Source organism: Geomonas paludis (genome assembly GCF_014193585.1).
Classification (GTDB): domain Bacteria; phylum Desulfobacterota; class Desulfuromonadia; order Geobacterales; family Geobacteraceae; genus Geomonas; species Geomonas paludis.
In genome coordinates, this window is sequence record NZ_BLXY01000001.1 from 568,866 (window position 1) to 583,922 (window position 15,057).

The following is a 15,057-nucleotide window of genomic DNA, read 5'->3' on the forward strand; positions in this document are numbered from 1 at the left end:
GCAACGGCTACGTGTCCTTCTGGAACTCAAACTTCGGGATGCAGGCTGAATAAACACCAAAGACCTGGCGCCAATGTGCCGAGTATATTTACCCATAAATGGTGTATGAAAGTGCGACAGTTGCAGTCCCCCCATCCACGAGACCAGAACCGCTCTCAGCCTGCCTTTACACTCTGCACCGGTCCCTTGCCTCCAACGAATTTTTGCACCCTCTGTAAAGACGGCCACGCCAAAGTCTCGTTTTCTTATCAATATTTTCACCCTGTCGCTGGCACAGCAACTGCAATGGCACCGTCGATCTCGATTCTTTATCAAATGCTGCAGGAATTAGGAGGTACGCCATGAAAGCCAGAAACGTCGTCGCTGTCCTTGCCATGTTGTTGACTGCGGTGCCGGCAGTCGCGGTTGAGCTCTCCCCACTGGAAACAGTGGGCAAGAAGCTCTTTTTCGATCCGTCGTTATCGAACCCTCCCGGTCAGTCGTGCGCTTCCTGCCACGATCCGGCGACCGGCTGGACGGCCCCCGATGCGGAGGTGAACGCCAACGGGGCAGTGATGCACGGGGTCATTCACACCAGGTACGGCAACCGCAAGCCGCCTACCGTTGCCTATGCCGGGTTCACTCCGATCATGCACCAAGCCGGCGACATGACGGGCGGCATGGGGAATGGTGGCATGGGCGGTGGCATGGGGAATGGCATGGGGAATGGCGGTATGGGCGGCGGTATGGGCGGCGGTATGGGCAACATGACGCCGGGCGCCCTGGTCGGCGGACTCTTCTGGGACGGGCGGGCTGCCGGGTGGAGCCTCGGCGATCCGCTCGCCGAGCAGGCGATGGGGCCCTTCCTCAACCCTCTCGAGCAAGCCAATCCCAACGCCAAGCACGTCTGCCTCAGCGTGATGCGCAGCGATGCCGCGGTGGAGTTCGAACAGGTATGGGGGGCGGGATCGCTCGACTGTGTCAAGGATGTCGAGGGGACCTACGAACGCATCGCACGCTCCATTGCGGCCTACGAGCGCTCCGGCGAGGTGACCTCCTTCACCTCGAAGTTCGACACCTTCTGGAAGAACAGCCAGGGCAAGATGCCGCCGGTCCCGATGATCAACATGATGAACTGGAGCAGGTTCAAGAATCGCGGCCTGGACGACATGGAGCTCAAAGGGCTCATGATCTTCAATACCAAGGGGAAATGTTCCACCTGCCACATGCTGCAGCCGATGAACGGCAGCCCATTCCCGCTCTTCACCGACTTCAGGTACCACAACCTCGGTATCCCCAAGAACCCGCTCAACCCCTTCTACGACATGCCGCGCCAGTGGAACGCCAAGGGAGCAAGCTGGCTCGACCAGGGGCTGGGGGCTTTCCTGGCCAAGACTGCCGGGGCAACTTCGGGTGACGGCAGCGACCGGGATTATCGTTCGGTAGCCTCTGACAACGTCGGCAAGCACAGGACTCCCACCTTGCGCAACGTGGACAGGCGCCCGGCTCCGGACTTCGTTAAGGCTTTTGGGCACAATGGGTTTTTCAAGAGCCTGCAGGAGATCGTCCACTTCTACAACCTGCGTGATGTGCTCCCACTTTGCGACTCTCCCAACCCGCCCAAGGATGCCATGGGGGGCGCCACCTGCTTCCCGGCCGCCGAGGTGGCGGATAACGTCAACACCGCCGACCTCGGCAACCTCGGGCTCACCCCCGAGGAAGGGATGGCGCTGATCAAGTTCATGAAGACACTCACGGACCTTTGAGCACCGGAGGATACTGACGGAGCAGGGAAGGACAAAGCAGCAACGAAAGGGGGGCCTTGGTTTTAGCCAAGGCCCCCCTTGTAGTTACCGCAGCCGGCGCCCCCTCCTGGTTAGAGCCCGGTCCCCTCGTGACGTCTTTAGCCTTCATCTGCCGTCGGGCCGGGTCGCGTCTCCTGTGGAGCTGCCGCGCGTTTTCCAGGCGGAGTAGATGAACCCGCTGGCCAGCAGGAACAGGGTGATGGAAAGAGACCAGGACGCCGGGAACTTCTCCCACCCCATCAGGTTGGAGATGAAGATCTTGGACCCGATGAAGATGAGGACCAGGGAGAGGGCGTACTTCAGGTAGGCGAAGCGAGCCATCATGGCGGCCAGTGCGAAGTACAGCGCGCGGAGCCCGAGGATGGCGAAGATGTTGGACGTGTAGACGATGTACGGATCGGTGGTGATGGCGAAAATGGCGGGAACGCTGTCCACCGCGAAAACGACGTCGGCGATCTCGATCATGACCAGGGCCAGGAACAGCGGCGTGAAGTAGGTCGCCATCCTCCCGGATTTCGCGTCCGGCAGCTGGACCGTGAAGTCACGTCCCTCGATGGCGTCGGTGACGCGCAGGTGACGGCGCAACCACACCAGCAGCGGGTTTCCTGCCAGGTCCTTTTCCTCCTCGTGGCTCAGGTAGGCGATTTTGATGCCGAGGTAGGCGGTCGCTGCGGTCAGCAGGTAGACGGTGGCCTGGACAGCGATCACCTCACCGGTCTGTGCCATGCCGACCCGGGCGGCGTATGCCAAGGCGAGGCAAAGCGCGACCCAGGCGCCGGCGGTTGCCGGGCGCGCGAAGCGGTTGGATTCGAGCAGAGACTGGGCGCCGTCGGTCAGCACCAGCAGCTTGTACCCGGTCAGCACCAGGAACAGGGCGAAGATGTAGAGCACCCAGCCGAACTGCGACACCAGGGTGGCGCCGAGCGCGATCATGACGGCGCGCAGCACGATCACCCCCAGGATGCCCCAGAAGAGTACCCGGTGCTGGTATTTGAGCGGGATGGCGAAGAAGCTGAAGATCATGGCGATGACGAAGATGTTGTCCATCGCCAGCGACTTCTCGACCACGAAGCCGGTCAGGTATTCCAGTGCCGGCTCCCGCCCCATTTCGAACCAGATCCAGCCGCCGAAGCAAAGGGCGATGGTGATGTAAAAGGAGGAGAGCAACAGGCTCTCCCTCACCCCGATCTCGTGCTGGTCCTTGTGCAGCACCCCCAGGTCCAGCACCAGCAGCGCGATGACCACCGTTACGAAAACCAGCCACATCCAAACAGCCTTACCGAGAAAATCGGCGAACAGAAGCATTTCCATGATGGTCTCCTCTCTTTTGCTGACTGCCGCTTCAGCGTCTGCTGCGGTCGCCCCGTACCGGGACCGGACACGGAACCGGCGGGAATATCACCGGGAACAGCTCGTCGAGCCACTGACGGACGCGGTCCCGCACTTTGGAGCCGATGCTTTTGAGGGTTCTGGATTTCTCACTCATGATGTTACCTCCGACTGTACCGCTGTCGCCGGGCGTAATAAAAAAAGACCTTTACCCCGGCATCTGCCTGGATAAAGGTCTTGTTGGCATCACTGCTCCGGTCCCGGGCCGAAGCCGTATTGACGGGAACCGGGTCGGTCTTTTCAGGTGACCGATAACTACTCCCCTTTATTTATATTCAAAATAATAAATAGCCTCGGCTTCTGTCAAGCGAAAGTGGAAGCGTCAGACAGACAGGCGAAATCCACAACGGCAGTACCGAAAGTAAAGAAGAGCCCCCGGCCTGTGCCGGGGGCTCTCCCCGTGTGGCTGAGGTGGTGCGGGGAGATGCTTTGCCGCCTCATCACGCACCGGCCGACTCCGATTCCGACTCGGTGCTGTACTGCTCAAGCACGTCCCGCAGCGCCTTGAAGTCCACCGGCTTGGTGATCACCTGGGTCACCCCGCCCGCCAGGAAACGCTCCTGGGCCTCGCCCATGACGTGAGCGGTGAGGGCGAAGACCGGGACCTCGCGGTTGGGGTTGTCCTGCGGCAGTTGCCGGATGGCCTGCGTGGCGCTGAGCCCGTCTATGTCGGGCATGGAGATATCCATCAGGATGACGTCGAATTCTTCCTCGGCCACCCGGGAAAGGGCCTGGCGCCCGTTGGCAACCACCGTGGGACGGTGCCCCGACCGTTTCAGCATCTGCGTCAAAAGCTCCCGGCTTACCGCGTCATCCTCGGCCAGCAGGATCTTGAGGGCGTTGTCGCGGACCGGCGCCTCCTCCCCTCTGGGCTCCGGCGCAGCGAGGCTTGCACTGCCGGCTATCTGGCAGACCACGGTGAAGTGAAATACCGCTCCCCTTTCCGGCTTGCTGGCCAGCCAGATGGTCCCTCCCATCAGCTCCACCAACTGCTTGCAGATGGCAAGCCCCAGGCCCGTGCCGCCGAACTTGCGGGTGATGGAATCGTCCGCCTGGGTGAAGGGTTCGAACAGGTGCTGCGCCATCGACGGCTCCAGCCCGATGCCGGTGTCGGCGATGATGAAGTGGAGCCTCAGGTGCCCCGGGCCTGCCGGTGAGGTTTCCACCTGCAGGGAGATGACCCCCTGTTCGGTGAACTTGATGGCGTTGGAGAGCAGGTTGGAGAGCACCTGCTTCAGGCGCAGCGGGTCCCCGATCAGGCCCAGCTGCAGTGCGTCCAGCGGGGTGCAGTCCAGTTTCAGTCCCTTGGCCAAAAGTCGCGGCGTGTGCACGCGCAGCGTCTCGTCCATGACCTCGCTCAGCACGAAGCGCTCGTTGTTGATGCCGATTTTCCCCGCCTCGATCTTGGAGAAATCGAGGATGTCGTCGATGATGGCCAGCAGGTTGCCGGTCGCCTGCTGCATTGTTTTCAGGAAGTCGTGCTGCTCCGCGGTAAGGGAGGTCATCTCGAGAAGCTGCACCACGCCCAGGATGCCGTTGATCGGTGTCCGGATCTCGTGACTCATGTTGGCCAGGAACAGGCTCTTGGCCACGTTGGCCTTGTCCGCCGCCTCCTTGGCCAGGCGCAGCTCCTGGGTGCGCTCGTCCACCTTGCGCTCCAGTTCCCGGTTGGAGACGTGGGCCGCCTGCTCCGCGCGCTTCAGTGCCGTGATGTCGGTGAAGGTGAGCACCACCCCGTCCACCGCCCCCGACTCGGTCCGGAACGGGAAGATCCGGTTCAAGAACCACAGCCCTTCGCTGGTGCAGTCTTCCTTTTCTACGTGCTGCCCGGTCCTGAGCACAGTCTTGGCATCTTCGAGCATCGAGTGCAGGTCGGTGAGATGGTAGGCGATGTGGTCGATCGGGCGCCCGATGTCCTGCGGCAGCAGCTTGAAGATCCGCTCCAGGGACGAGTTGTACTTGCGGATGCGCAGGTTCTGGTCGAGGAAGACCAGCCCGACTTCCAGGCTGGACAGCAGGTTGTCGTGGTCGCGGTTGAGCTGCAGCAGTTCCTTGTTCTTCAGTTCGAACTCGGAGTTGACGGTGTAGAGCTCTTCGTTGACCGAGTGCAGTTCCTCGTTGGTGCTCTGCAACTCCTCGTTGCTGGCCAAAAGCTCCTCGTTGGTCGCCTGGAGCTCTTCGTTCGAGGTCTGCAACTCCTCGATGGTGGTGCTGAGACTCTCCTTCACGGCCTGCAGTTCCCCTTCCAGTTCCAGCATGCGTTGTCGCACGTGCTCGGAGGCCAGTTCCGCGGTGCCGCTTGCCGCATCCTCTTCCTGCACCGGTTCCGGCGTTACGCAGGACGGGGTAAAAGCGATGAAAAAGTGGGTGACCTGCGCCTTCCGGTCCGGCAGGGGGCGCACCAGCAAATCGAAGCGCTTCCTCGCATCACCGACCTGCATCACGATCTTTTTCATGATGATGTCGGTCTTTGCCTTCTCCGCCCTATGGAAAGCGGTGCTCAAAGGGATTCTCAGCGCATCGTCGATCAGGCCCAGGATGTCGTTCTCGTAGCGCCCGGTCGGGAGCTTGAGGAAGGACGAGGCGTCGCCGAAGTGATGCAGGATCTGGCGCTTCTCATTGACCAGGACCCCGCACGGCATGTACTGGCCCAGCAGGAGATCGTAGTCGTTGAGCAGTTGGCGGTCCATGCTCACCGAGGGGCGCTCGATGCGCTGCAGGGCGGGCAGGGATGACTGGGCCGGGACGTTGCTGATGCCGAGGTCTGCGGCGAACCTGAGGTCGCTGGTCTTGCGGAAAAGCTTGGAGGGGCTGTCCACGGTCTCCAGGGCCGGGGAGCGTTTGCCGATTCCCTCGCTGCTGCCGAGGAACAGGAACCCCTTGTTGCGCAGCGAGAAGCTGAACAGCGCCAGCACCTTTTCCTGGGTGGCCGGGTCGAGGTAAATGAGCAGGTTGCGGCAGCAGATCAGGTCCATCCTGGTGAAGGGAGGATCGCTGATCAGGTTGTGGGTGGCAAAGACGATCATCTTGCGCAGGGCGGGACTCATGTAGTAGTGGTTTCCCTCCTGGTGGCAGAAGTGGAGCAGGCGCTCCTTGGACATGTTCCTCAGGCGCTGCGCTTCGTACGTGCCGTGCGAGGCGGTCTCGATCGATTTCCTGTGCGCGTCGGTGGCGAAGATGGTGATCTTGCCGGTGAAGCCGAGCTCGCGGGCCTTTTCCGTGAAAAGGATGGCGAGCGTGTAGGCCTCTTCGCCGGTGGCGCATCCCGCCGACCAGATCCGCACCTCGTCGTGATCCTTACGCCCCCGCAGTATCTCCGGTATCACGATATCCTCCAGCACCTTGAAGGCCTTGGGATCCCGGAAGAACTCGGTGACGCCGATGAGCAGGTCGCGGTAGAGGGCATCCAGCTCCTCCGGGTCCCGGGCCAGGAGCGCAGCGTAGGCGGTCGATTCCCCCACGTGGCAGAACTCTATCCTCCTCTGGATGCGGCGCGTTATGGTCGGCGGCTTGTACTTGGAGAAGTCGATGTTGTACTGGCTTCTCAACAACGCGAAGATCTGCTGGTACTCGCCGTGGTACTGGTCGTCGGCCAGGTAGCCGTACAAGGCCTGGCGCCGCTCCTCGGGCGGGGTGCGGGCGTAGCGCACGATGGCCGCCGGCATCTCCTCGGGATCGAGCATGAGGTCGCAAAATCCGGTGGCGATGGCGCTGCGCGGCATGCCGTCGAACTGTGCCGAGTCCACCGTCTGCACCAGCACGAGCCCCCCGGCATCGTGGATGTCGCGGACGCCGCGCGAACCGTCGGTGCCGGTGCCGGAGAGGATCACCGCGATGGCCTGTTGTCCCGCGTCTTCGGCCAGCGAGCGCAGGAAGACGTCGATGGGGAGCTCGGAGTGCTGCGAGGGCAGAAGCTCGGTGAGGTAGAGCTTCCCTTTTTCGACGGTCATGTGGGTCTTGGAGGGGATCAGATAGATGGAGTTGCTGCGCAGGGTGATGCCGTTGGTGACGCGGTGGATGGACATCTTGGTGTGGCGGGCCAAAAGATCGTCCATCAGGCTCTTGAAATCGGGTGACAGGTGCTGAATGACGACGAAGGCCATGCCGCTGTTGGGCGGCATGGTGTCGAAGAATTTTTCCAGGGCCGCGAGTCCGCCGGCCGATGCCCCGAGGCCGACCACGAAGGAGGGCTTCGCCCTGCCGGCGGCGGACCTGCTGGTGGTTGATTTTTTCATGGCCATACCCTCCACTACTTAAAAATCAGGCAAAGCCCCTAAAGGACTATGAGATTCTGAGATGGATCCAGTAGCCGAAAGCCCATGATTCAAGGTTGTGTGCCTTGAGATTGTTCTCCTTTTGCACGGGTTACAAAGAGGACCATTTTTATCTCATTAGAGCTCGAAATGGTGCCGGTTGTCAACAGCATCGTTGTCAGCGAAAACGCACGGAGATTTTCTATTGTCCGGTGGTCCGGGGGGGCATCACTGCCGGAGCCGGTCTGCGCCCCCCCCTTCCTGCGCTTTAAAAGTTGAGGTTCACGCCCGCCGGGCGTATCAGGTCGAGGAGCTCCTGGAAGGCAGCGGTGACCTCCAGCGCGGCGCGCCGGTTGGAGCGGCCCTTCTGCTGGTCAGGCTCTTCTTGATCGGGCTCTTCGCCCCCCGGAGGCCTGACGTAGTCGGTATCCTCGTCTTGCAAGCCGTCGGCGCCCGGCAGACGCTCCTGGGGCGGCTCCACGTCGGCTGGGGCATCCTGGTTCGGGGGCTCCCCCTGGGGAGCAGCCTGCCGGCTAGCGGCCGCGGCGCCCGCCTGGCCGGCGTCCGGACCCGGGACAGGTTCGGGCTCGAAGGACTCTGCGGTCACCTGCTCGATCTCGTTGTTGGCCTGGTAGGTCACGTGGATGGCGCCTATTCCGTCCACCCTGATCTCCACCGGCTTGGAGGCGTTGTTGTAGGTAAAGGAGATCCGCCTGGTCTTCGAGTTCATCACCGCGATCCTGCCGTGAGCATCGTACTCCAGGGTCACCTTCCTGTCCTGGATCGGGTCCACCGCCTGCAGCAGGTTGCCGCGCTCGTCGTACTGGAACCGGGTTTCCTGCGCCTCGCCCGACGGGATGGCCGTCCGGCGTACCCACACTATCTTGCGTACCGTGGGGTGATAGCGTATCTCGGTCTTCTCGGTCGGAGTCTCCTTGAGGGTCACCTGGCCGTAGTCATCGTACTCGAACCTGGTGGTCTCACCGTTGCGGCTTATCCTGAGCGGCAGCCCCCCGGACTCGTTGTACTCCGTGTCGGTGCGGTCGCCATCGACATCGGTGATCATGCGCCTGGTGTAGGTTTGGCCAACACCGTTGACCCCGATAAAGTACTCGTAGATGCTCTTGGTGATCGGTTTCTCGGTGGCGTCAAGGACCTCGACCGATATCTTGTAGTGGGAACGGTCCTCGGGTGTGAAGTCGTAGTCGTAGCGGGTGAGGGTGCCGTCCCGGTCCTTCACGCTGCGGATGTTCTCCCCCTTCTCCATGCGGTGATACCGCATCTCCATGCTGGTCCCGTCCGAGTAGTGGATAGCCGTCATGTTGTGGCGGTTGTCGTACTCGAACAGGTACTTGTTGTCGTCCGTGTCCCGGCTCTCGATCAACTGGAACAGGTCGTTGTACCGGTAGGTGGCCTCGGTCCCCGCGCTGGTCTTGATCCTCTCCACCAGGCCGGCGCCGTTATAGGAGAAGGAAAAGCTGCGCCCGAAGTTGTCCTCCATGACGCCGATCCTCCCCTTGTCGTCCCGGGTAATGGCGATGAAGTTCCCGTTGCTGTCCGAGATCCGGACCAGGTTGCCCCGGCTGTCGTACTCTTCCTTTTTCCCGGAGCTGAAGGAGCGGGTGTAGCCGGTCCTGGTGCGCACGATGGACTGGTACCCGAAGCGCTGGCTGGTGAGGAGCGTGCCGACCGGGAGGCGGCGCGGCTCGAGCAGCCGCGCCTTGACGCACGCCTCCCACTCCGAGGTCCGGAACTCCGGGTCGTCCAGCAGCTTCTGCCGGTACTGCCGGGCATCGAACTCCTCCTTGGGCTGCTGGCTCCGGACGGCGACCAACCGGTTCACCCCCTCGCTGACCGCCTGGGGGCTGAGGGTGGGGGGGGTGAAGACCGTCTCCGCGCCCCCCCCGAATTCATGCACCACCAGGGAGCCGTCGTACCCCACCTTCAGGTACACCTCGAATTCAGAGCCCCAGCCATTCCCGAAGATGGACCTGAAGGAGGTCTTGGAGTTGAATACCCGCTCGATCTTGGGCTCGAGCCCTCCCGGAAAGGTGGCGTCGGTGTAGGCCATGAAGAAGTTGCCGTTCTTGAGGCTCACGTTGGCCCGGCAGGGAAGGGGAATGAGCAGCAGGAGCAGGGCCAGCAGCCCGGCGGCCTGCCTGATGCGCAGCGATCCGATCATTTCAGCACCTCCTCAGTCCTGCGGACGATCTCCCGCGCCAGCGTGGGCAGGGATTCCGCACTGCCGCTCACGGTGAAGGAGGCCTTCTGGTTCTCCCCCTCCGTGAGGTATACCTGCACCGTGACGGCGCCGCCGTTTTTCTGGTAACTCCCGGAAAGGAAATAGGCGCCGGGAAGCTCCTCCGCGTCCACGTAGACGATGCCCGAGCCACGCGCGGCCGCGCCCTGCTCGCGCAGCTCGGCGTTGACCGACTGGCTGAGCCTGAGGGTGTCGGCGACCGGGGGGCGCGCCGAGAGGAAGGTGGCGCGCAGCACCATGGGACGGTCGCTTGCCAGGGGGATCCTCCCCTTGTCCTCGCTCAGCACCCGGCCGAAGTCGAAGCTGTTGCCGGCGGGGGACGCCTTGATCGGCTTCTGGATCCCCCCGATGGACCGGGCCAGTTCCGGGACCTTGTCCTCGGCGTGCTGGAAGAGCTTCTGCACGTCCACGTACTCCCCCTCACGAAGAGCGGCGCCCCGCATCCCCTCCAAAAGCGACCAGGTGAGCAGCCCCTGGCCGTAGCGGCTCGCCTCCAGGCTCACCCGGTCGGCGGCGGCTCCCATGAGGACGTGGAACCCGGTGCGGTCCTTGAGCCGGTCCAGGGCGCGCACCTGGCTGCTGGGGAGGTCGCGCTTCTCCACCAGCTTGGTGACGATCCCCCCCGCCGCGCAGGTGTCCAGCACCATGACCTGCTTGAGGGCGGGGATCTGCTTGATCCATTCGGTGAGCTCGGTCGAGGAGATGCCGTACTGGGAGCGGACCGACGGGTCGGAGAGGTCGGTGCTCCGCGCCTCCCGGGCCAGGTAGTAGTAGTCGGCGCCGTCACCGCTTCCCGCCATGACGCCGTGGCCGGAGAGGTAGACCACCAGGATGTCCCCCGCCTTGAGCGACTTGGCTGCTGCCTTGAAAGCCTGCGCGATCGCCTCGCGGGTAGGGAGCGCCGCGTCCCGGGCCTGGGGGTAGTCGGTCAGGAGCGTGACCTGGACCCGGTCCACGCCGAAGAGCCGGCGGCTCGAGACCCGGATCGCGTCCGCCATGTCGGAGGCGTCCTTGCCCGAGAAGGCCAGGTTCATCCCCGGGCCGGCGTACTGCGAGATCCCCACCACGATGGCGTGCAGGGAGACCTCCGCTGAGGCGGGTCGTTTGGCGGGGCGGAACGAGACCGGGGTCCCGCGGCTGGAGAGGTATCCCTCCTCGTTCCAGGCCACGACCTGGATGCTGTTCTCCTCCCCGGGCAGCAAGAGGGCCTCCGGTATCTCGAGGGGGATCTCGATGGACGGGCTCGCCGGATCGGCCTTGGCGCCGCGCGCGTCGGCGGCGACCTCCTTGCCGTTGACCAGGATGCGCACCTTGCCGATGCCTCCGCCGCGGTTTTTGAGCGAGATGCTCGCCAGGCCGCTCCCGTCCTTCGGGATGGTCACCCTCACCTGCGGGCTGAGACGTACCTGCTGGAGCGCGTCCACAGGGCGCAGCGCGTCGCTGTTCAGGCCGAGCACCTTGCTCAGGAGCCCCGGCTCGTAGTAGCGCTCCTTGAGCTGGGAGAGGTCGATGGTCTCGTTGCCTACCACCCAGTGCAGGCCGTTTATTTCCCCGCCGTTGGAGGCGTCGTACCTCCCTTTCGAGTCCAGCACCGCCCAACTGCCGTCGGCGAAGGAGAGAAGCCGCGCCAGCACCGTGCCGGTGGAGGTCCGCACCAACTGCGCCACTCCCTGGTCCCCCGGGATGACGGCAAACTCGCCGGACGGGTGGAAGCAGTCCTGGCGCAGCAGGGGGACCTCGCGCATCGGATAGTGGGCGATCTGGCGGCCGGTGGCGCAGTCCCAGAGTCTGATCCCGCTCAGGGTGCTCCCGGTCAGAAGGAAGCGGCCGTCCGGGGAGAATGCGAGGGTGTCGCTGTCCAGGGAGTCGGTGCCAAAGCTCAGCTTCTGGGCGCCCGTTGCGGGGTCCCAGAGGCGGATCGGGCTGCCGGGGGAGGCGCTGGCGACCAGGCCGCTCCCGGGGGCGAAGGCGAGCGCCACCACGGCGCCCTCGTGCGGGCCGATCTGGCTTAACTTCTTGCCGGTCGCGGTATCCCAGACCAGCACGCTCCTGTCCAGGCTGCCGCTGGCGATGAGGCGGCCGTCGGCCGAAACGGCGACGGCGCTGATGCCGGCGCTGTGTCCGGTGAGGCGGGAGAGCTCGAGGCCGGAGGCTGCGTCCAGGAGGTAGAGGTTGCTGTCCTCCGAGCCGACCGCCACCCGACGGGCATCGAGGAAGGCTACCGGCTGGCCCCAGTCGAGGACCCGCTTCACCGTGGCGTTGAGGGTTCCCGCCAGGTTCCAAAGCCGCGCGGTGCCCTCGCGGTAGAGCGTCGCCAGGGTCTTGCCGTCGGGAGAGACCATGGCGTCGGAGAGGCTGCCGGCGGTGGCGGGGAGACTAGCGGCGAGCTTTTGAGTCTCAAGGTCCCAAAGGGCGATCTCGCCGGAGGCCCCGGTCACCACCACCTGCCTGCCGTCAGGTGTGCCGCGTCCGAAGGCCGGCCCCTTCTGCGTCAGCCGCACCACCTGCTCCCCGTACTTGGCGCCCAGCCCCCAAAGGTGCACCGCCCCGAACTCCCCCCCGGAAAGGAGGTACCTGCCGTCGGGGGTGAAGGAGAAGGGGGGGCGGGTGGCCGCGGTCCCCTGGAAGGAGCGGCGCTCCTTGCCGCTGGCCGGATCGACCACCCGGATCGTGCCGTCGTCAGGGGCGACCAGCAGCTCCCCCCCGTCGCCCAGTTGCGCCAGGGAGCGGATCTCGTGCCCGAGCCGCAGCGGCGTGGCCGTCAGCTTCATCGCCTCCAGGTCCACGATCTGCATGCCGCCGTCGGCGGTACCCACGGCGAGGGTCATCCCCTTGACGCCGTGCAGCACGGTGAGGCACTTCACCTTGTCCGGCATGGCGACGTTGCCAAGGTCGGCCCCCGAGGCGAGGTGCCAGAGCCGGACCGTGCCGTCCTGGCCCCCGGTGGCCAGGAAGCGGCCGTCGGGGAGGAAGGCGAGGGCGGTGGAGGCGTCGAGGTGGCCGTAGAGGGTGGCCAGCCGCTTGCGGTTGCGCAGGTCCCAGAGGCGCACCGGACCGTTGCTCGAGCTGGTCGCTGCGAGGCTGCCGTCGGGGGAGAGCGCGAGGGCGGTCACCCCTGCCGCGGACGGCTCCGACAGGGAAGCGAGCCGCTTGCCGGCGGAGTCCCACAGGGTGACCTGGCCGTCCGAGCTCCCCGCCACGATGGTCCCGTCCGGCGTGAAGGCGAGGGCGGTGATCGGCGCGGCGTGGTCGAAAGAGCGGAACAGGTTGCCTGAGAGGCTCCAGAGCCGGATGGCGCCGTCATTGCCGCCGGTGGCCAGGGTGGTCCCGTCCGGCGCGAAGGCGACGCTCCAGACCTCGCCGTTTTGCTGCAGGCGGCGCAGCTCCTGGGCGTTGTCCACGCGCCAGATGAGGACGCTCCCCTCGGAGGCGCTGGCCAGGAAGGAGCCGTCGGCGGAGAGGGAGAGGGCGGTCACCCCCGCCCCGTGCCCCACCTGCGCCACCAGGTGCGCGGGGGCGTTCCCGGGTGCGGCGGGCGCCGCGGGGGGCTGGTGCGGCGCCGCGGAGGAGGAGGCCAGAAGCTGGGGGCGGTAGGACCAGGAGTATAGCCGGACGATCCGCTCCATTTCAGCGAGTTGCGCCGGCAGCCCGCCGCTACGGCGCAATATCGCCGCGTACTTCCTCAACTGCTGGTCCGAGGGCTTTGCGATCTTGAGAAGGAGCCGGTACTGCTCCTCGGCCTCCGTCAGTTTGCCTGCCGCAGCCAGCGCGTCCGCCCGGCGCTCCGCCAGCAGGACCGAATCGGGGTACTCCTGCGCGAACCGCTTCCACAGTGCCTCCAGGTCGGCCTGGTTCCCCTCCCGCTCGAGGACCTCGCGAGCGGAGTCGTAGAACTCCGAGCTCCTCTCCTCGAGCGTCGCCGCCAGGGCGCGGTAGGTCTTGCGGGCCTCCTCGTCGCGGTGGGCGTAGTGCAGCGCCTTGAGCAGGCGGACCTGGTGCTGTGGCTTGGGGGCGCGGCGCACCAGGTCCCGGGCCAGCTCCAGGGCGTCCAGGTATCTCTTGGACGAGTCCTCCAGGTCTACCCTGGCCGCCAGCAGCCCCTCGTGGTCGGGATACATCGCCCCGTACTGATCGAGGAGCTGGACCGCCTTCTCGGTGTTGATTTCCTTGAGCACGGTATAGTAGCGCAGCTTCGCCTCGGCCTCCGGCTGCTCGGTGTTGTAGGCGACGCTCAGCGCCAGGAGCTGCTGCGCCTCCTGGTCCTTTTTCAGCCTGACGAGCGATTCGGCGTGGTTCAACCAGCGGAAATAGAACGGGAAGGAGCGGTAGGACGCTTCGAAGGCCTTCAGGGCCTCCTGGTGATCGCCGCGCCCGGCCAGGTGTATGCCCAGGAAACGCAGGGCAAACGTGTCCTGGGGGTAGCGCTCCAGCCACTCCCTGGCGCATTGCACCATGAAATCCTCGTCGAGGGGGCGCTTGGACAGCATGTGCAGCAGGAAGCGGGCAGCGGCAGTCCCCTCCAGGAACTTCTCGTGCTCCAGTTTCTGCTGCAGGCGCGTCCTCATCCTCTCGTCGTACTCGCACAGGTTGAAAGCGACCCAGGAGAACCAGAACACGTCGGGGGCCTTCTTGAGCATGGCGATGGTGTAGCTGAAACATGCCTCGTGCTGGGCGGAGTCGCGCGCGGCCCAGAACAGGTACTCGAGCGCCACCGGGTCGGGCCCATCCTCCGCGCCCCGGGCCGGAAATTCGGTGAGCATCCTGTGGTTCAGGTTCTGGTCGCTCAGGTAAAAAATGCGCGGCAGGTGGCCGAGCCCCTTGGCCAGTGCCGCGTCACTGCGCGTCTTCGCGATTTCGGCCATCTTTTCGGGAGGGCCCGCGACGTTGACCCATACCAAAGGGGCCATGACGTGGGGCGCCGGGCTGCGCAGGTCCGCCTCGACCAGGCGCAAAAGCTCATCCCGCTTCCCCTCACGCATCAGGGCGGACCACTGTACCAGGCGGGGGTCGTCGAAGACCTTGCGGTCCTCGCCCCACACGGGAAACACCACGGTGAGGATCATCAGCACTGCGAGAAAGGCATGTCTCATCGCCACCTCCTCAAATGTTGCTCAAGCGGCTCATCTCCATGAAAAATGGGCTGAGTTTATATCAGAATCATCATTTTTTGTCGATACGCGATGGCGACGCTGATGACGTCGGGAAGACTTTGCGCCGCTTCGGCTTCGGTCACGGTCGCCAGGTGAAGAGGGAGGAGTGCTTCGTGCCCGTGGACGTGAGCTCGCTGATCTTGGAGTCGAGGCCGTCCAGGGTTCAGGATGGTTTGATTCGGAGGCAGGGGGGCGACCTTGGCACCGGATTAGAGCTCTGA

Annotated in this window: 6 protein-coding genes; 1 reads left to right on the forward strand and 5 read right to left on the reverse strand. The window is 64.4% G+C overall.

Annotated elements, in window-relative coordinates:
* The first annotated feature begins 341 nt into the window (after positions 1-341).
* Positions 342-1,745: a cytochrome-c peroxidase gene (locus H7687_RS02315; RefSeq protein ID WP_183344692.1), complete on the forward strand. Its 1,404-nt coding sequence runs from the start codon at positions 342-344 to the stop codon at positions 1,743-1,745.
* Positions 1,746-1,889: 144 nt separating this feature from the next.
* Here the strand turns inward: H7687_RS02315 and H7687_RS02320 are convergent, their stop codons facing one another.
* The 5 genes from H7687_RS02320 to H7687_RS02340 all read right to left on the reverse strand — a co-directional run bounded on the left by H7687_RS02320 (position 1,890) and on the right by H7687_RS02340 (position 14,776).
* On the reverse strand, positions 1,890-3,095 hold the full coding sequence (locus tag H7687_RS02320) for a TerC family protein (RefSeq protein ID WP_183344694.1): 1,206 nt from the start codon (positions 3,093-3,095) through the stop codon (positions 1,890-1,892).
* A 31-nt stretch (positions 3,096-3,126) separates the two neighbouring features.
* Positions 3,127-3,270 carry a hypothetical protein gene (locus H7687_RS02325; protein ID WP_183344696.1) on the reverse strand — a complete coding sequence of 48 codons (144 nt, stop codon included), beginning with the start codon at positions 3,268-3,270 and terminating at the stop codon, positions 3,127-3,129.
* 343 nt (positions 3,271-3,613) lie between these two features.
* The gene (locus H7687_RS02330) at positions 3,614-7,408 is read right to left on the reverse strand and encodes a chemotaxis protein CheB (RefSeq protein ID WP_183344698.1); all 3,795 of its coding nucleotides are present in this window, start codon (positions 7,406-7,408) and stop codon (positions 3,614-3,616) included.
* A 286-nt stretch (positions 7,409-7,694) separates the two neighbouring features.
* Positions 7,695-9,608 (reverse strand): DUF6531 domain-containing protein, encoded by a 1,914-nt coding sequence (locus H7687_RS02335; RefSeq protein WP_183344699.1) that lies wholly within the window; start codon positions 9,606-9,608, stop codon positions 7,695-7,697.
* The gene (locus tag H7687_RS02340) at positions 9,605-14,776 is read right to left on the reverse strand and encodes a caspase family protein (protein ID WP_183344701.1); all 5,172 of its coding nucleotides are present in this window, start codon (positions 14,774-14,776) and stop codon (positions 9,605-9,607) included. Before H7687_RS02340 ends, H7687_RS02335 begins: the two co-directional genes overlap by 4 nt.
* Between the last annotated feature and the right edge of the window lie 281 nt (positions 14,777-15,057).

What these genes read in the sequence shown, in the direction of transcription:
- H7687_RS02325 (WP_183344696.1), bottom strand. Translation starts at nt 3,270, where the DNA reads ATGAGTGAGAAATCCAGAACCCTCAAAAGCATCGGCTCCAAAGTGCGG.
- H7687_RS02320 (WP_183344694.1), bottom strand. Translation starts at nt 3,095, where the DNA reads ATGGAAATGCTTCTGTTCGCCGATTTTCTCGGTAAGGCTGTTTGGATG.
- H7687_RS02315 (WP_183344692.1), top strand. Translation starts at nt 342, where the DNA reads ATGAAAGCCAGAAACGTCGTCGCTGTCCTTGCCATGTTGTTGACTGCG.
- H7687_RS02335 (WP_183344699.1), bottom strand. Translation starts at nt 9,608, where the DNA reads ATGATCGGATCGCTGCGCATCAGGCAGGCCGCCGGGCTGCTGGCCCTG.
- H7687_RS02340 (WP_183344701.1), bottom strand. Translation starts at nt 14,776, where the DNA reads ATGAGACATGCCTTTCTCGCAGTGCTGATGATCCTCACCGTGGTGTTT.
- H7687_RS02330 (WP_183344698.1), bottom strand. Translation starts at nt 7,408, where the DNA reads ATGAAAAAATCAACCACCAGCAGGTCCGCCGCCGGCAGGGCGAAGCCC.